Annotated in this window: 18 protein-coding genes; 11 read left to right on the forward strand and 7 right to left on the reverse strand. The window is 35.4% G+C overall.

Annotation, left to right across the window (positions count from 1 at the left end):
* The first annotated feature begins 37 nt into the window (after window positions 1–37).
* From ACHZEU_RS00870 to ACHZEU_RS00890, 5 genes are all read left to right on the forward strand, one after another.
* On the forward strand, window positions 38–1,243 hold the full coding sequence (locus tag ACHZEU_RS00870) for an EAL-associated domain-containing protein (protein ID WP_036076413.1): 1,206 nt from the start codon (window positions 38–40) through the stop codon (window positions 1,241–1,243).
* Between the two features lie 324 nt (window positions 1,244–1,567).
* Complete coding sequence (locus ACHZEU_RS00875) at window positions 1,568–2,212, forward strand: copper amine oxidase N-terminal domain-containing protein (RefSeq protein ID WP_279495205.1); 645 nt, start codon at window positions 1,568–1,570, stop codon at window positions 2,210–2,212.
* Window positions 2,213–2,229: 17 nt separating this feature from the next.
* The gene (locus ACHZEU_RS00880) at window positions 2,230–2,487 is read left to right on the forward strand and encodes a hypothetical protein (protein WP_279495204.1); all 258 of its coding nucleotides are present in this window, start codon (window positions 2,230–2,232) and stop codon (window positions 2,485–2,487) included.
* 52 nt (window positions 2,488–2,539) lie between these two features.
* The gene (locus tag ACHZEU_RS00885) at window positions 2,540–3,421 is read left to right on the forward strand and encodes an FAD:protein FMN transferase (RefSeq protein ID WP_279495203.1); all 882 of its coding nucleotides are present in this window, start codon (window positions 2,540–2,542) and stop codon (window positions 3,419–3,421) included.
* Entirely contained in the window at window positions 3,411–3,965 is a 555-nt protein-coding gene (locus tag ACHZEU_RS00890; RefSeq protein WP_103118258.1) for a ferric reductase-like transmembrane domain-containing protein, read from the forward strand. The genes ACHZEU_RS00885 and ACHZEU_RS00890 overlap by 11 nt, the downstream gene beginning before the upstream one ends.
* 115 nt (window positions 3,966–4,080) lie before the next feature.
* Here the strand turns inward: ACHZEU_RS00890 and ACHZEU_RS00895 are convergent, their stop codons facing one another.
* Both ACHZEU_RS00895 and ACHZEU_RS00900 read right to left on the reverse strand, forming a co-directional pair.
* Complete coding sequence (locus tag ACHZEU_RS00895) at window positions 4,081–5,340, reverse strand: HAMP domain-containing sensor histidine kinase (protein ID WP_279495202.1); 1,260 nt, start codon at window positions 5,338–5,340, stop codon at window positions 4,081–4,083.
* Between the two features lies 1 nt (window position 5,341).
* Window positions 5,342–6,007: a response regulator transcription factor gene (locus ACHZEU_RS00900; protein ID WP_036076407.1), complete on the reverse strand. Its 666-nt coding sequence runs from the start codon at window positions 6,005–6,007 to the stop codon at window positions 5,342–5,344.
* A 217-nt stretch (window positions 6,008–6,224) separates the two neighbouring features.
* On the opposite strand from ACHZEU_RS00900, the gene ACHZEU_RS00905 reads away from it, so the two are divergent.
* Together ACHZEU_RS00905 and ACHZEU_RS00910 are read left to right on the forward strand one after the other, a co-directional pair.
* Entirely contained in the window at window positions 6,225–6,773 is a 549-nt protein-coding gene (locus ACHZEU_RS00905) for a hypothetical protein (RefSeq protein ID WP_054550288.1), read from the forward strand.
* A 708-nt stretch (window positions 6,774–7,481) separates the two neighbouring features.
* Window positions 7,482–7,874, forward strand: coding sequence for a RidA family protein (locus tag ACHZEU_RS00910; protein WP_016992195.1), 393 nt, complete (start codon window positions 7,482–7,484; stop codon window positions 7,872–7,874).
* 53 nt (window positions 7,875–7,927) lie between these two features.
* Here the strand turns inward: ACHZEU_RS00910 and ACHZEU_RS00915 are convergent, their stop codons facing one another.
* Window positions 7,928–8,173 (reverse strand): hypothetical protein, encoded by a 246-nt coding sequence (locus tag ACHZEU_RS00915; RefSeq protein ID WP_048392591.1) that lies wholly within the window; start codon window positions 8,171–8,173, stop codon window positions 7,928–7,930.
* A gap of 421 nt (window positions 8,174–8,594) precedes the next feature.
* Here ACHZEU_RS00915 and ACHZEU_RS00920 point away from each other — a divergent pair, with 421 nt between their 5' ends.
* Window positions 8,595–9,449 (forward strand): malate synthase, encoded by an 855-nt coding sequence (locus tag ACHZEU_RS00920; RefSeq protein WP_404803907.1) that lies wholly within the window; start codon window positions 8,595–8,597, stop codon window positions 9,447–9,449.
* A gap of 360 nt (window positions 9,450–9,809) precedes the next feature.
* Here the strand turns inward: ACHZEU_RS00920 and ACHZEU_RS00925 are convergent, their stop codons facing one another.
* Together ACHZEU_RS00925 and ACHZEU_RS00930 are read right to left on the reverse strand one after the other, a co-directional pair.
* The gene (locus ACHZEU_RS00925; RefSeq protein WP_048392595.1) at window positions 9,810–10,856 is read right to left on the reverse strand and encodes a DUF418 domain-containing protein; all 1,047 of its coding nucleotides are present in this window, start codon (window positions 10,854–10,856) and stop codon (window positions 9,810–9,812) included.
* Window positions 10,857–10,946: 90 nt separating this feature from the next.
* Window positions 10,947–11,900: a helix-turn-helix transcriptional regulator gene (locus ACHZEU_RS00930; protein WP_404803908.1), complete on the reverse strand. Its 954-nt coding sequence runs from the start codon at window positions 11,898–11,900 to the stop codon at window positions 10,947–10,949.
* A gap of 100 nt (window positions 11,901–12,000) precedes the next feature.
* Between ACHZEU_RS00930 and ACHZEU_RS00935 the strand changes: the two genes are divergently transcribed.
* Entirely contained in the window at window positions 12,001–12,531 is a 531-nt protein-coding gene (locus ACHZEU_RS00935) for a dihydrofolate reductase family protein (protein WP_048392599.1), read from the forward strand.
* A gap of 14 nt (window positions 12,532–12,545) precedes the next feature.
* Here the strand turns inward: ACHZEU_RS00935 and ACHZEU_RS00940 are convergent, their stop codons facing one another.
* Window positions 12,546–13,553, reverse strand: coding sequence for a serine hydrolase domain-containing protein (locus tag ACHZEU_RS00940; RefSeq protein WP_404803909.1), 1,008 nt, complete (start codon window positions 13,551–13,553; stop codon window positions 12,546–12,548).
* Between the two features lie 140 nt (window positions 13,554–13,693).
* Here ACHZEU_RS00940 and ACHZEU_RS00945 point away from each other — a divergent pair, with 140 nt between their 5' ends.
* Window positions 13,694–14,215, forward strand: coding sequence for an AAA family ATPase (locus ACHZEU_RS00945; protein WP_279495196.1), 522 nt, complete (start codon window positions 13,694–13,696; stop codon window positions 14,213–14,215).
* Between the two features lie 31 nt (window positions 14,216–14,246).
* Here ACHZEU_RS00945 and ACHZEU_RS00950 read toward each other — a convergent pair whose 3' ends face one another.
* Window positions 14,247–15,068, reverse strand: coding sequence for a Ku protein (locus tag ACHZEU_RS00950; protein WP_004225181.1), 822 nt, complete (start codon window positions 15,066–15,068; stop codon window positions 14,247–14,249).
* A 106-nt stretch (window positions 15,069–15,174) separates the two neighbouring features.
* On the opposite strand from ACHZEU_RS00950, the gene ACHZEU_RS00955 reads away from it, so the two are divergent.
* Window positions 15,175–16,992 (forward strand): DNA ligase D, encoded by a 1,818-nt coding sequence (locus tag ACHZEU_RS00955; protein WP_404803910.1) that lies wholly within the window; start codon window positions 15,175–15,177, stop codon window positions 16,990–16,992.
* Window positions 16,993–17,096: the final 104 nt, after the last annotated feature.

Consider the following 17,096-nt stretch of genomic DNA (forward strand, 5'->3'; position numbering starts at 1 on the left):
AACAATGAAAACGTTATTCATATTGGAGGTTTCGATGATGGACGCAATTGAAGTGTTAACAAATTTAGATCAAATACATGGGTATTATCAACCGATATTTAGCGCAGATGCGCATACGGTGATTGCCTACGAAATTTCCGGATATCTACAAATTCAAGGTCAGCAAATTAATTTAAAGGATTTTGTCAACAATGAAGATATTCCAGAAGAATATCGAATTGATATGGAACATAAAATTTTACATGCGGCATTAGCCAAAATTGATGAAATTGCACCAGAAATTGATATTTATATCCCAAGCAATCCAAATTTATTGATGCAAGATTTTGGTGAAAGTCATTTTAATATTATCCAACAATATATAGAGGAAAAAGATTTACAGCGTATCGTACTTGTGGTATCAGAGCATCGTTTTATAGGGGATATTAACAAATTACATCACGCCCTACGCTATTTTACGACGTTTGGGGTAAAAATTGCCGTTCAGGAAGTAGGAGCCGAAAGTCATTTAGAGCATATTGCGCTATTGGCACCACATATCTTAAAGGTCAATACACGTGATTTAAATTACGATTCTTGGTCCGCTCAATCGGACATGATTTCTGCCATTGGTAGCCTAGCTTATAAAATTGGAGCGAATCTATTATTTGAAGATATTGAAACGGTTTATCAGCTACAATTTGCTTGGAAAAATGGCGGTAGATTTTATCAAGGGCCATACCTAGCAAATCCAGCTATGACTTTTGTCGATAAGGATATATTAAAGGAACGTTTTAAAAAAGAATGCCAGCAATTTATTACTTCCGAAAAGAAAATGCTGGAGGCGCAATATTTGCAGTTGAAAAAATTAAGGGAGGAATTAGAGGCGATTGTTCACCGTGTGAAACCAACAAGCGACAATGTCTCCCATTTAGAGTATTTAGCTGAATTATTGGATAACTACTCCTTCCGTCTCTATATTTGTAATGAGGATGGGTTCCAGTTAACGCCTAACGTTATGCGAATTGATGGGAACTGGGAGCTACAGCCACGTGCCATCAATAAAAATTGGAGCTGGCGCCCTTATTTCCTTCAAACGATTATCAAAATGCGCAACGATCAAAGTGGGGAAATCTCTGAATTGTATCGGGATATTGAAACAGGAGAAATTACAAGAACATTCTCCATTGCCATCAACGAGCATGAATATTTGTTTGTTGACCTTTCCTATGACTATCTTTATGAGCATAAAATCTTTAGATAATATTAGTAATTTCTTTAGTGACAACATTTCATGGGTACAAATTGCAATTCGATCTATTTATTTTAATTAAATGTATTAGGTATTATGGGGGAGAATCCTAAAAGCCTAGTAAAATACTGAAGTTGCCTTCTATATTTGCAGAAGGCAATTTTTTTTGATTTCAATCAAGAATGCTATTTAAGTTCTCATAGAAAATTAACTTTCTCTATCGAAACAAAAATGGCAGTCTATACATTTGTTAAATTTGTAATGAATGATTTTGTTTTTTCAGTATTTTTTCATTTAGCTTAATTAAGATGGAAATATCATAAAGGAGCTGAAAAAATGAGGATTATCAAAATACTGCTAATTATTAGTTTAATTTGGCCATTTCTTGATGCCAACATAGCAAATGCGGATGATGAAGAAGATTATAAAAAATACGAGGGTGATGTTCATAAAAAGCACAATGATGATTATGATGATGACGAGGAAGATGATGATTATGATTATTATAAAGAAGAGGATGAATATGAATATTATGACCAAAGAGACCCTGAAACAAATAGTAATACATGGAATATTTGGACAAGATCGACTTATGTAAATAAAGGAGAGTTACCCCTAAAAGAAGCAAAAGAAATTCAATTAAAACTAGAAAATAATAATAATACAGTGTCACTTTACTTGATTCCTTTAGATGGTGAAATATATGTGCCAGGTAAAATTGTTGCTGAACTTTTAGGTGCAAAAGTAGTTAATTATGATGATAGTAAAATATTAGAAATTAATAAAGCTGGTACAGAACTAATTTTTCGTGCGGGGACAAATGTAGTGTACTATAACGAGATAAAAACACCGATACCAGCTGTTACATTTTACTTGAATGATAATATATATGTTCCAATTAGTGTAATTTCAAATGGTTTGGGCTATGTGGCTGAATGGCAAGAAATGAATAACGCTGTTGTATTGAAGTTATTAAAATAAAAAAGGGAGATGATTGAATGAAAGATCAAAAGAAAGCTAAATGGATATTAGGCACTTCTGGAGTAATATTATCTTCTTTACTATTAACGCAATTTAATAATTTTCCATCAGATATAAACATAGCTGATCTAAATTTGACAAATGAACAATCAAAAAAAATGTCAGACCGAGAAAAGGAACTTGTTCAATTAGATTGGACAAATTTTGAAATTGTTGGAGTGAATCAACTACAACAAAATAAAATTCGTACCGATCGAACTACCAAACGATCCTAAACTTAGTTTGAAGTGGAGTTGAAGTTGCTTGGATACCCTTTCATTAAACACGATGAATACAAACTTTTATATTGAAATTGCTGGAACGCAAAAAATGGATTGGAAAGACAAAGTGGTGAAATGGTTGCAACACGTTGCAAGAGAGTGGTCGAGATTTGAGCCAAATAATGAGTTAAATCAAATTAATCAACTAAAGGTAGGAGAAATAGGTAGAATTTCTCCTGCATTATATGATTGTTTAAAAGCAGCAGACAACTATTATACATTAACTAATAATATATTTTCTCCGTATTTAAAATTACATTTAGAACAACATGGGTATGATCGATCCTTTCCTTTTCAAGAATCAACGTATAAGCCAATACAAATAGAAAAAAAAACAAATAAGCCATTTCTTTTTTTGGATCACAATGAAGTTTTAAAAACGGATAATCAATTAATTGATTTAGGTGGATTTGCCAAAGGATACGTAGTTGAAAAAATAGCTGATTGGCTTAGACAGGTTTCTCCAGAGTTTGGAATTGTAGATGGTGGTGGAGATATGAAAATGTGGTCGCCAGGCAAAAAGACATGGACCATTGGGATTGCTCATCCATTTCATATACACGAAGAGATCAGTTCAATTAGAATTCAAAACGGAGCAATTGCCACATCGAATCGTATATTCAGAAGTTGGAAACAGCAGGGGAAAGAAAAGCATCACTTATTAGATGGAAGAACCGGAGAGGTAATCATTAGCCCAATCCTTCAAACAACGATAATAACAAACTCATTATGTCAAGCAGAAGTGGCAACAAAACTGGCTTTTTTATTAAATGAACAAGAATTACAAGTATGGTTTGACAAACTACAGATGCCTTGTGCTTGCTTAATAGCAAAAGATGATGGAAGTATATATTGGCTGAAAGGAGGAGAAAAATTAGATGTTATTTAGTACTTGGGAATGGATTCGATTATTAGGGCTTTTAAGTTATTTTTACTTCAGTATGTCAATTTTTTTTGGTTTACTAAGGAAATCTTCTACTCTCAAGTCCAATAAAAACTTATACTTTCAATTACATCAAATGAGTGGATGGATGGGATTTATAACTGTTATTGTACATTTACTTTTACTAATGATTGATCAATACGAACCCTATACTATTTCTGAAATCGTATTACCTTTTAGCGCTAACTATCAGGCATTGTTGTCTGGGCTAGGAACCATAGCTTTTTATTTATTTTTAATAGTTCTTTTAACATCAGATATATGGATAAATAAAATGAACTTTTCACTTTGGAAGAAGATACATTTTCTTGTTTTACCTGCTTGGATATTATCACTTATTCATGGGCTATTCATTGGTACTGACTCTAATCAAATGTTGGTAATTTTATTTTATAGCAGTACGGTAATGGTTATAATTACCGCACTACTTGTAAGATTGATGAGTGATGGATTTAAGAAGAAAGATCAAAAGCAAGGGGTTAGCAAGTAAGCGGTGCATGAATGGATGAAAGGCAGTTTCTCCATGTTAGCTAGACTGCCAAAGTAGCTCAAAAAAATAAACTAGTTGAATGGCACTACTGATACATGTAATGCCATTCTATGGTTTATCCATCATGTAACGATTTAGTATAAAGAGGAAATTGAATACAAAATGTTGTACCTTTTTCCAATTCGCTTTGAACTGTGAGTGTTCCTCCGTGATCTTGAACAATAGAATCAGCTATAGCAAGTCCTAGTCCTGTTCCGTTTCTGTTTCTCACAGCATCACTCCGGAAAAATCTATCAAAAATAAAAGGGAGGTCTTCCTTAGAAATCCCAATGCCTGTATCTTCAATGTAGATATATATCATTTTATCAGTTTGTAAAAGCTTTAGATAGATTGATCCTCTTTGTGTGTACTGAGCGGCATTATCTAATAATATATAAATTAATTCAGTTATATTATTTGAATTTCCAATAAATTCAACATCAGGTTGGATTTCTGTTTCGAAAACGATTGATTTCGGTAACGCTCTTTTAAACTTCCTACTAATCGTTAGTAGCAACTCTGTTAAGGAGATTTTTTCTTTAGTTGAATGAATACGATTTTTGTCATGTCGGGCTAAAAATAATAGTTTATCTAATAGCTCTTTCATTAACTCTGCTTCATGCTTTAAATCTTCAATCAATTCTTTACAGAAATCACTCATATTATTAGCTTCATCAGTTTCTAAAATATCGAGTGAACTATAAAATACACTTAGCGGTGTTCTTAACTCATGAGAAGCATCTGAAACAAAGCTTTTCTGTTTTTCAAGTGCATGTTGAATGGGAATCATGGCTTTTCCTGCCATGTAGTAACTTAAGAATCCAATTATTATTGTAAAAATTATAATTAAAACAATAAACAGTAAGATCATTTTTTGAAAAAAATGATATTGTGATGTGGTCGATTTGCCTATAACAATATATCCAAGAAATTCATCGTTCGGCTGAATGGGTTTCGATAAAATTAAAAGATGTTTATCGCGCCACTTAATATTTTTTACAAAACGTTTAGAAGGATCTTCCGTTCGAATGATTTTTTCTAGGTCTTTAAATAAACCTTGATAGTTTTCGTCACCGTGGACTAGTATCTGGTCTTTTGTATAAATATAGTAAAAATACATACCATTTGGGTTAAATTCTAATTTCCCTTCATTATCATTTTTGTGCTCAAAAAAGTCATGATATTGTTCTTTATAATAAGTTTCTAGTTCTTCTATTTGTTGATAATCCATTAGTTGAACTAATGAAAAATATAGAATAATAAGAAAAGCAAAGAAAAAGCCTATAAAATAAATGGAGTTAAATAAAGTTAGTTTTTTACGAGTTTTCTTAAACATGCTACCTCACTCTGTATCCTATTCCTCTAATGTTTTCAATAATGGATTTTGGACGATTATGATCGATTTTTTTACGAACTAATTTTACTAACGCATCAAGGTTGTTGTTTGTCATTTCATGATCAAAGCCCCATACTTGTGTGTAAATTTGTTCTCTAGTAAGAATGATGCCTTTGTTGATAAAAAGGTACTCTAACAATAAAAATTCGTTTTTAGTTAATAGTATTTCTTGATTATCTTTAAAAAGTGTTCTGGAATCCAAATATAACTTTAAATCATCAATTTGAATGATTTGATGAATGGATTTATTTTTTCTTCTTAAAATGGCACGTATTCTAGCTAAGAGTTCTTCCATTTTAAATGGTTTAACAACATAATCGTCAGCACCTGCATCTAATCCGCAGATGATGTCATTGCAATCATCCTTTGCTGTTAGTATTAAAATGCCACCTTCATAACCATTTCTTCTAGCTTCTTTGCACACATCAATACCGCTTATTTCTGGCATCATCCAATCTAAAATGACTAGATCGTATGTATGAAACAGTATGTATTCTAATGCATGCTGACCATTATCTACAGCATCCACCTGATGAAATTCTTTTTGAATGATGTGAACAATGTTTTTTCTTAATCGATTATCATCTTCTGCTATCAGTATTTTCAACGAAGCTCCTCCTACCTTTTTTATATTCAATATAACTAATTTATAACAACATTATGAAATCCACCTGAATTTTTTGTGCGACCAATCTTCTACTTATTCTAAGCCAAAAAAGAAATTTAAATTAAATATCGTAATTTTTTCTAGTACCGTTTTTCAGATTTTTTTCATATTGGTTGCTTAGACTAATGTTGAACCTCAATATGGAAGGAGATCTCCTATGCGATATTTAAAAATGTTTGGGATAGTATTGGTAGTTATGTTTTTTTTGTATGATGTAAATCCCATTTATGCAGATGATATTTTTGAAGGAAAAGATGAGTATGATGAGGGTAACGGTAGACAACAACACGAAGAAGGGCGTTATGAGGACCTTGGTGAATTAATTGGTTGGTGTACATTCATAGGAATTGGTGCAGCGGGTATGATTTTTCCTATTAGAACTTTCTTGAAGTCTGTAACTCGTACTTTCCCACAATCTAAAGGGCTATATTTATACGTAGCAAAGTTAATAGGTAGATATCATATTCTTTTTGGCACAATGGCATTGTTGTTAGGTATTGGTCATGGGATAATCATGTACTTTAATGAGGGTGAATTGGAGAATGAAGGAATTATTGGCTTAATTGCAATTATTCTTTTATCAATTACTGCTATTATAGGAATGAATTTATTCAACTATAGAAAAAATCGAAGCTTGCGAACAATCCATATCTCAATAGCGGCATTAAGTGTTATTACAGGAGGGATTCATATTTTTATCTCTTAATTATGTAAACATGACTCGGCTCATAATTACTAAGCTTAACATTTTTGTTGCATACTGCATTCATTTTCTATATTTGTTGTATAAACAATGCTTAGACAAAGAATCTCTAGTATTTGAGCTTAAAGCAAAAGGATCGCATTAAGGAAGTGTGCGGTGTAATTATATTTAAGTTTATAGTTCTTGTATTGGCAATGGTAAATTTCCGTATAAGAATTCTACACCTCAGCATTACTTGCAGATGAATTAAAACTAGCTGTAATGCAGGTGGACAAAACTTAGCCAACATAAGTGCGACTCGACCCCAAATAACAAAAAAAACAGGTACCGCCAAAGAGGGGTACCTAGTTCTTTTATGCAAAGGGACACTTGGGATGGAGTGACCCTAGTAACAATTTCGGAGGTGTAAGGCTAATTTAGCTTTACACTACTATATATATGTTGTGATTGCTATGGTTGAATAGTTAATTGCCTGAGAAATAATCGATGAAATGCAAAAGAGTTTGGGTATTTCATTGATTGTCTAGGATAGAAATGGTAAAGTGAACATAACTTTAGGGACAAGGAGGAGAATTCATATGAAAAAAAGAGCTATTCGTTTTTTAAGCATGGGTATAGGGTTCTCCACAGCTGTTTTTTTCTAAAATCAACAAACAAGGGATAAGTCTGCCCTTTTTTAGAAAAAAATACAATCCTAAAGGAGAAAAGAATATGAAAACTAACATAGTACGTAAAAATCCAATGCAGGTACCTAGCCCTGTTGGGAAATATAGCCACATCACAATCATCCCGAAAGATGCAACAATGTATGCATTCTCTGGACAAATTGGGGTTGATCAAGATGATCAACTGCCAGTAGATTTAATTGAACAAACCACCAATACATTTAGAAATATTGAAGCGCTTTTAGCAACTGAGGGATTGGATGCATCTCATGTGGTAAAGGTGAATATATGGGCGACAGAGGAGATTGATTGGCATCATTTCTATCAGCAATGGGAAGTAATGTTTGGTCATTCCTATCCCTCTATGACTATTGCTTATGTATCTGCATTGGGGCTACCAGATATAAAAATAGAGATTGAACTTTGGGCTGCTAAATAGCCTAAAAAACGACAATATCCATGTGGTATTGTCGTTTTTGTGTACAGACGGTATTAACGTAACATCCTTTTTAATTGTTTCATTTCATAATTTAATTCGTCAATTTGCTTTTGTAGTTTGTCAATATCATTGCTATTACTTTCAATTTCCTTCAACTCATCCTCTAGAGCAAGACCAGCCGCAATGGTCGCTAGAGCGTCTCCAAGTGTTGTAATCGCCCCCGCAATGACAGCCAACTTAGCTGCTTGACTCACGGATTCCAATCCCTCATTATTCCGATTACCTTTATTTTGCTTCATATAATCCTCCCTACAAAAAAGGGTATTATTTGCATTGTATGCTAAGAATAAGAAACAGGTGAAGAATTTATGGGCATCAAATAGGTAACAAGGAAAAGTTGGATTTTATAAGGCGTTTTTTAGAAGTTTATGGTCTAACAGGATTCTAATGACATTCAGAGAATAAATAAATATTTTAACTCATGTAAAAATGTGTTGTCAATAATAAATTTGTAATTTTATTAAAAAATGTTATAATAGTCTTACGATCATTTTTTTATAAACGTATTTCGAATTCCGATGTCCTATTTTGCAGAAAGAATTTGGATACGTTTTTTTATTTTTAAACAGAAGAAAAATTCGAAATTGTTTTAAAGAAGTTATTTGAAATTTTACTATCTAATAGTAACTTAATTTTTATTCCATAAGGAGGACTAGATGAATGAATCTACTTAATAAGAAAGTTACACACAAGCGTTTTGGCATAGGTAGTATAGTTAATCAAAATGATTCAAGTRTTGAAATACATTTTGCATCAGAAAATAAAAGGTTTGTTTTTCCAGATGTATTTGGAAAGCACCTAACAATACATGATAAAAGTGATGCTAAGTTACTTGAGGAAATTATACAAAAAAAAGAAATTGAACGAAAAGAAGAAGAATCGCGGATGGAAGAGGCCAAAGAACTTCAACGGAAAGAACTCTTGCTTCGCTTGGAACACGAAAAACTTATGAGTAATCATAAACTTCATCCCGCATCACAGATGGTTTTTTGGTGTGATTCAGAGGAACAGAATAGTTCTGTTTCAGAGTGGAATGTTTTTTCAGGTATATTAAAGAGTGGTAATAATAAAGGGAAGCCAAACAAGCCGAGCCGCTTGCACCAAAATAGCGCTGTCCTTTTAACAGCAAGGGATTCCAGCCAGCCTGAAAGTGATAGACGCATCTTAGGTGTCTATATGGTGAATGAAAAATTCGTCGGCAAGCTGTGTGAAGATGGACATATTCCTGCTCATTCAAAATACAGAATTCAACTGACAGAACAGGAATCGGATCAGTTACTTTTCTGGCAATATTATATCAATGAAAAATTCCCCGAAAAAATGACATGGAAAACAGGGAAATATCGTTATTTCGAAAATTTATGGATGGCTCAAATTTTACTTGATATCATTTCGTTGAAAAGTGACCCAAAAGAACTGGAGTTGGCACAACAATTCTTTAAACATTTTTGTAAAATGAATCAGCTAACAGTTCAAGAAATTCCCAAACCTGATGGCGCATTAACCCGTATTTAGTACAGTGAACCAATTATCAAGATGAAGAGCTATACTTGCTTGCAAGAGAAAAATAATGGTAATGAATACAAGTCACTGGATTTTAAAATCCAGTGACTTGTATGTTTATGTCCCAGTAACTTTATTAGCTTTTAATACCTATTCCCCACAAAGTAACCCCAATGATTCACTTAGGTTAGATGTAATAAAAGTAAAAAAACAGCGTTAATAATGGCTTAACGCTGTTTTTAAATTAGTCACTTTGGTGACTAAATAAAATGGGGATGTGTTTCTTGCTGAAGATATGAGCAAAGATGGAAAGCGAGTAGGGTACATTACCAATATATGATGTTTACCACCAAGCTGATAGGTGTTTATCCTTTACGATAAATAATCTTTCGTACTTTGTCGTAGGGGAGGAATTGTCCAATATGTCCCGATTCGCCATAGCCATTCCATAGGGCCAAAGCGGAAAAAGTATAGCCATAGCTTACTAAAGAGCAATTGGCAACCATAAATGCCTAGACAAATCCACAAAGATTCAAGATAGCGAAGTTGTCCAATTAAACCGAAAGTATGGCCAATTAAGAGAATGAGCGCTGTTTGCCCCAGGTAATTAGTCAAGGCCATGCGCCCATATGCTTTTAACGGTGCCAATAGTCGCTGGAACAAAGTGCTTTGTAATAATAGGATGATTGTTCCCATGTAAAAGGCAGAAGCGAATGGGCTAAACTGTAGTCCGATTAATGAAAATTGCTCAATATTTGTAATATGAGCCGCTAGCTGATCCTTGGGCAAATGCTGGATATTAACAAGAGGCTCAGGGACATACTGCCATTGATAAAACCAGCTAGCCATGCTTATAAAGCCCATTACAATCGTCACGAACATGATTTTATTTCGATGTAACGAGATATTTTCAAATAAATGATATTGACCAGCAGCTAGACCAAGCAAAATCAGTGGAAATGGCATTAAAATTTTTAGACCAAAATAGGCAGTGATGGCTAATAGGATGAATCCAAGGATGAGATTGATGTCTTTGCGCATTTTATAAAAAGGTAAGGCTACAAAGCCAAAGATAGCATAGACAGTTAAGGCTTCACCTGGTTGGAAATAAAAATGCACTAGCCCCATAAACAGTAAAATCAAAAGCCTACGACTAAATAAGGCATAGGCTTTTTCGCCACTTGCCTGTGCGCGTGAAATAAAGAGATAGAATCCTATTCCAAATAAAAATGAAAAAATGATAAAAAATTTACCCTCTACAAAAAGTGTTAGAAAGCGGCTATAGGCAATATCGTTTGCCAATTCAGGTGGTTCAATCCACATTAATGAGGGGATATTGACTAAAATAATGCCCAGTAAGGCGAACCCTCTTAAATAATCTAATGTATCAATTCGTTTATTACTGTTGGTCGGTTGCAACGTATATCTCCTCCTTCAAGACCAATTATAAGGAAGATCTTTTAAAAGTAGTAACGATGAATGTTACGTGAATCTAACAAAATTGTCATCTTATAGAGGCTCTATTGGCTCAGGGTAAATCGCTAATAGCTCATATGCATGCTGACGTATAAGCTGAATTAGTGCGTACGGTTCTTTGACAATCGCATGTTGACCAAGGCGAAAGAATAGGGAGCTATTAAAGTGGAGCTCATGTTGATCGATAATCGTATCGATATAGCCTGTTCCATCACTATGTCGAACAACCGCTTTTTCAAGATGGGGCTCACTTAAACATTGACGAACGCCCTCGCTTGATAATTCTACATATAACGGAATAGGCTGCTGAGGCTCATAGTCAGTTTCAAGCCATTGCTGCAAATTCATCGTCGTTTTATGGTTTGCTTCACTAATTTTTATCCCTTTAATTCGATCTACACGGAAGAGTAATATTCTTTCATTTGATAGCAGTAGCGCAGGCATATACCATAAGCCATCATGAGCGTACACGCCAATAGGCTGGATATGCTTAGAGGTGATACCAGACTTCGATTCATACTGGATATGCAATTGTGATTGGTTAATGATAGCCTCTAAAACGTCCGTTAAGAGTGGTGTTGTAATGGCTCTTTTAGGGTTCCAAAAGGCAATATAGGATTGCAGCGTATCCACCTTTTTCTTGGCTTCCTTCTGTAAGGATTCATACAGCTTTTGAGAGACAGACTTCATTTCAGTATTAAAGGGTAAATCACGATAATAGTGCAAAGACTGGAATGCAAAGAAAATGGCGACCGCCTCTTCCTCAGTAAATAATATCGGGGGGAGAATGGCATTGGATAGCACCGTATAGCCCCCATGTCTTCCCTGTTCCGCGTAAATGGGTAGCCCCATATCACTTAAATCCAAAAGGTAACGATGCACCGTTCGCACGGAAATATGGAAGGTGTCGGCAATTTCCTGCGCTGTAAATTTCTTTTTCACACTGACGAATAGCAAAATATCAATTAATCGTTTAGCTTTGKTCATATTTTTTCACCTTTTTATTTAATCATGCCAATAGTTGTCATGTTTTATATTTAGTATAGAGATTGTACAAGAGATTTTCAAAAGAAGAGGAGCTGACGTAATGTCACGAGAAATACTGGTATTTATTGCAGGGAGTTTAGATGGATTTATTGCCAAGGAAAATGATGATCTACAGTGGCTAGAGGAAACAGAGGGAGAGGGTGATAATGGCTACGCTGATATGTATCAAACCATTGATACCGTCATTATGGGCAAACGCACATATGATTATATCCTAGAACATCTTAAACCGTTCCCTTATCCTGATAAAAAATGCTATGTGTTTTCAACAACTCAAACTGGGGAAAATGAGCATGTGACGTTTATCCAAGAGGATGTCATCACATTTACTCAACGTTTAAAAGAGCAAGAAGGCACAAAGATTTGGATGGTAGGGGGAGGGGACCTTCTAGATGCTTTTTTACAGGAGCGGCTAATTGACGAATGGATTATTACGATTACACCCCATTTACTAGGCTCAGGGATACCCTTGTTTAAATCTCCCCGTCCATTCGAAAACTTAAGGCTATTGGAAACAAAACGATATGGTCAAATGGTACAACTACATTATGAGGTAAGGAAAGAGGCTTGAATCAAGCCTCTTCTTTATTTGATAAAGGAACGATAGACTTCTCCTAAGAGACCTTGCATTTGATGGACGCCTGTATCGGTGTTAGTCATGGCAACAAAGCCTTTGTCTAGGTGGGGGTAGGCCACTAGCATACATTGATAGCCAACGCCCCAGCCAAGCGAGGATATTTCAAGCTGCTCACCAGCACCATCAAGAAATACACCAAGGCCCATCCATTCTTTACAGCCCTGAGGACGAATTAGCTCATGGATTGAAGCTAAACCAAGTGTACCCTTTCCCTTTAAGGCCTGCATTACCTCTTGTAATAATTTTGCTAGATCTGACGGTGTTGTCCATAATCCACAAGCTGCATCATACGGGTAAATAGGGTATCTTTGTGCTGTTAGGGTGCCATCTTTCTGATGACCACTTGCTGTATTGGCAGTTGGGACTGCGGAAGAAAAAAAGCTATTTGCCATGGCTAGTGGTCGGAAAATCACGTCTGTCATAAGTGTTGAAAAACTTGAGCCTGTTGTATTCTCAATCAGCAATTGAACAATGCAAAAGCCAGCATCTGAATAGTGAAATTCTTGCTCGGCCTMAAAAGTACTATCGATTGGTATGGAACAATAAGGAGTTGTACCTTTTAATAAGTCGACCATCGAAGGCCTCTGCCATAGTGAATGTAAGGGAGAGAAGCTGCCTTTAGGGTCAATAATTCCGGCCTGATGACTTAACAAATGTCGTAATGTTACTTTTTTTCCCTGAGTGTAGCTATGCTCTGGCATCTTCCAAGATGTGAGCTTTTGATTAATATCCTCATCTAAATCTACTATACCTTGCTCGACCAGCTTCATCACTAAAATGCTTGTAACTAGTTTACTAATTGAACAGGCATTGAAGATGGTTTCGGTATTGATTCTGTTAGTTTTCCCGACCTCTAATAGACCAAAGCACTCTGCCTTCTGAAGCTCACCATCCTTTATATAGGCAATGCTGAGGCCAGCTATTTGTTGTTGCGACATTTGCTCATGTATTGTCATGAATAAAGATCTCCTAGTTTTTCCTTTATTATACCATAATTAGGAACGAATGTTCTTGGAAAWMTATCGTTATGTCAKCTGAAATCTATTGTATAATAAAGGAATTATTTCTACAAAGGTACATATAATGGAGGGGTTCTGTGACAAAAGCGTTTCCACAAAAAATACATATCATTGGGTCCGTTGGCAGTGGGAAAACGACATTGGCGAGGAAGTTATCTAAAACCTTGCAGATTCCTTATTATGAGCTTGATAATGTGGCATGGATGCGAAAGGAATCAGGGGATATTCTAAGAACAGATGAAGAAAAAAAGGAGCACTTACAAACCATTCTCCAAACGAACAGTTGGATTATAGAGGAGATCCATCAGGAGGAGTGGGTTGTTGATAGCTTCCAGCAAGCTGATTGCATTATCTTTCTCGATACGCCTTATAAAATTCGAGTCTTTCGTATAATAAAAAGATTTATAAAACAAAAAATGGGCTTCGAAAAAGCTCACTATCAACCTACTTTTTCGATCTTTTTTAAAATGTTTCGTTGGAATAAACGCTTTGAAAGGGTAGGAAAGCCTAAATTCTTTATACAGCAACATGCTGTATTGGCTAAACTTTTAATGATTCAGCGCAAAAAGGATTTAGATTCCTATTTTCGACAATTCTAAAGCGTATCCCGATGTCAGGATACGCTTGTTCTTAGGCATTTTTCTTTGTCCGTGTAGTCCGTTTTCTTGTAGCGGGCTTTTTTGTTTTTTCTAAAGAGGCCTGTAGAGCTGTCATTAAATCCGTGACATTTTCAGGAATTGGACGTTGTTTATCGCTTGTAGATATCGTATTTGTAGCTTTCTTTTCTTCAATTAGTTCTAATAAAGCATTGCGGTAATCATCTGTATATTTTTCAGGGTTGAATGTAGTTGTTAGCTGTTCCACTAACATGAGGGCTGTATCGAGCTCCTTTTGTACTACATCCTGTTCACTTGGAATATTAGGGACATCGCCAATGCTTCTTACCTCATCTGGATAGTGAATTGTTTCCATCACAAGGGCATTTTGATAAACACGCACAATGGCAAGCTGCTCTTTAGAGCGGATAACGATTTTGGCAATGCCAATTTTCCCTGATTGTTCTAATGTTTTTCGTAACAATGAATAGGCTTTGGCTCCCGTCGAATCGGGTGATAAAAAATAGGTGCGTTCAAAATAGATTGGATCGATTTCAGTTAATTGCACAAAATCAATAATTTCCACAGCCTTATCTTCATTTTCCTTACGCAAGTTTTCTAAATCCTCTTGATCCAACACAACAAATTTATTTTTGGCATATTCATAAGCCTTCACGATATCCTCATCTGTTACCTCTTGGTTACAGCCCTCACAAACCTTTTTATAGCTAATCGGCGTATGGCAGTCTTTGTGAAGCTGACGCAATTTGACATCTTTATTTTCAGTTGCAGCATGTAGTTTCACAGGAATATTAACAAGTCCAAAGGAAATACTGCCTTTCCACACTGTATGCATTGTTGTCACCTCGTTTTTCTTACTATGATGTATTTTGAGGTTTTTTATGTATCTTAAAATGAAATCTTCAAACACTGAATATAAAAAGCAAAGTAGGTATAGCGGAATGAAACCAATGCTTTTATCCGAAACAAACGATATTCCTAGTGGAGATGAATGGCTATTTGAAACGAAATATGATGGTTTTCGCTGCTTATTAGTTTGGGATGAGGAGCCGAAGCTCATTAGCAGAAATGGACGACATTTAAATCACTTGTTTCCCGAAATTTTAGCTTTTTGTCAGCAAATATATACATCCATCCAAACCTTTTTACCCCTAACCTTGGATGGGGAGTTAGTTTATTTACGCAATCATTATAAAAGTGATTTTGCCGTTGTTCAGAAGAGGGGGAGAATGCAAAATCAAGACGTGATTCAGGAACATGCTCATTCATGTCCTTTTCACTATCTAGCATTTGATGTTTTAACCCTTAAAGGAGAATCTCTCCAAAACCACTATTTAAAAACGCGTAAGGAGCAATTGGGCAAGCTTGCGACGAAGTTCAAATGGCCAAGCGTAAACTATGAGAATCCAACGCCTATCCAAGTCATACATGGTAGTGAGGAGCATGAGAGCTTATGGCAGTCCATCAAACTTTACAATGGGGAAGGCATTGTTGCTAAGAAGAAAACAAGTAAATGGCTTGAAAACATACGATCAAATCACTGGTTAAAGATAAAAAATTGGCGTTATGTCACAGTCATTGTCACACAATATGACCATAGCAATAGTTATTTTCATGGTGCAGTTTTTGAGGACAATCAATTACGAGAAGTTGTTACGTTTAAGCATGGGATGACAGAGGAAGAGCATCAAACACTTGTCAAATTCTTTCAGACTAATGGACTGCGTAAAAAGGAGCTATGGGAACTTGAGCCTTCGATTTGTGTTGATATTGCCTGTATTGATTTTGATGGTAGTAAGCTTAGGGAACCTAGATTTCATGCCTTTCGATTAGAGATATCACCTGAGGAATGTCATTGGCTGCACATGCAACGTCAACTGTATCCTATCCCTGATTCAGTTGCTATCACACATCCAGACAAGCCTGTATGGTCGAATATGGGTATTACAAAGGATCAATACTTGTTCTATTTGCAAAATATTTCGCCCTATGTAATGCCTTTTCTAAAGGATCGTCCTCTAACGCTAATACGCTATCCACATGGTGTTCCAGGCGAAAGTTTTTATCAAAAAAGTAAACCAGAAAAAATGCCTAATTTTGTGGCAACAGCTGTGATGGATGATATTGATTATATCGTGTGTAATAACTTGGAAACGTTATTGTGGCTTGGAAATCAGCTTGCATTAGAGTTCCACATTCCATTTCAAACACATCATTCTTCGTACCCGACAGAAATCGTTTTCGACTTAGATCCTCCCTCAGTACAAGATTTTTCATTAGCCGTTTCAGGAGCACTTGATTTAAAGAACATTATTGATTATTTTCAGCTCCAATCCTTTGTCAAAACATCAGGTGGAAAAGGTTTACAGCTGTATATTCCTTTACCCGCAAATACATTTACTTATGAAGAGGTACGTATATTTACAGAGTTTGTTTGTCGCTTTTTATGTGAGCAAAAGCCAAATTTATATACAATTGAGCGTTTAAAAAAGAATCGTCATGAAAAATTATATTTAGATTATGTACAACATGCAGAGGGCAAGACTATCATTGCCCCGTATTCCACTCGTGGCAATGAAATGGGTTTAGTAGCAACACCGCTTCTATGGGAGGAGGTCAATGAAAACCTAGCGCCAACACTTTTTACGATTCCCTTTGTCATGGAGCGCATGAAAAAAATGAGTAATCCCTTTCAATTATTTCGTGAAATAGGGGAGGAACAAAATTTTCAAGCAGTTCTAGATCAATTAAAGGCATGAGGACACTTATGGAGATAGGGAAAGCTTGGACAGGCATAAGCGCAGTGCGATGTAAAGCGAGCGGTTCACCTGAAAAAAGAGCGCCTTCCGATGTAAAAGGGCAG

This window comes from Lysinibacillus sp. S1 (genome assembly GCF_044986265.1).
Classification (GTDB): domain Bacteria; phylum Bacillota; class Bacilli; order Bacillales_A; family Planococcaceae; genus Lysinibacillus; species Lysinibacillus capsici.

Excerpts from the sequence above, each read along its gene's own strand:
- ACHZEU_RS00935 (WP_048392599.1), top strand. The coding sequence starts at position 12,001 with ATGTCACGAGAAATACTGGTATTTATTGCAGGGAGTTTAGATGGATTT.
- ACHZEU_RS00950 (WP_004225181.1), bottom strand. The coding sequence starts at position 15,068 with ATGCATACAGTGTGGAAAGGCAGTATTTCCTTTGGACTTGTTAATATT.
- ACHZEU_RS00870 (WP_036076413.1), top strand. The coding sequence starts at position 38 with ATGGACGCAATTGAAGTGTTAACAAATTTAGATCAAATACATGGGTAT.
- ACHZEU_RS00875 (WP_279495205.1), top strand. The coding sequence starts at position 1,568 with ATGAGGATTATCAAAATACTGCTAATTATTAGTTTAATTTGGCCATTT.
- ACHZEU_RS00880 (WP_279495204.1), top strand. The coding sequence starts at position 2,230 with ATGAAAGATCAAAAGAAAGCTAAATGGATATTAGGCACTTCTGGAGTA.
- ACHZEU_RS00885 (WP_279495203.1), top strand. The coding sequence starts at position 2,540 with ATGAATACAAACTTTTATATTGAAATTGCTGGAACGCAAAAAATGGAT.
- ACHZEU_RS00890 (WP_103118258.1), top strand. The coding sequence starts at position 3,411 with ATGTTATTTAGTACTTGGGAATGGATTCGATTATTAGGGCTTTTAAGT.
- ACHZEU_RS00910 (WP_016992195.1), top strand. The coding sequence starts at position 7,482 with ATGAAAACTAACATAGTACGTAAAAATCCAATGCAGGTACCTAGCCCT.
- ACHZEU_RS00915 (WP_048392591.1), bottom strand. The coding sequence starts at position 8,173 with ATGAAGCAAAATAAAGGTAATCGGAATAATGAGGGATTGGAATCCGTG.
- ACHZEU_RS00895 (WP_279495202.1), bottom strand. The coding sequence starts at position 5,340 with ATGTTTAAGAAAACTCGTAAAAAACTAACTTTATTTAACTCCATTTAT.
- ACHZEU_RS00955 (WP_404803910.1), top strand. The coding sequence starts at position 15,175 with ATGAAACCAATGCTTTTATCCGAAACAAACGATATTCCTAGTGGAGAT.
- ACHZEU_RS00905 (WP_054550288.1), top strand. The coding sequence starts at position 6,225 with ATGCGATATTTAAAAATGTTTGGGATAGTATTGGTAGTTATGTTTTTT.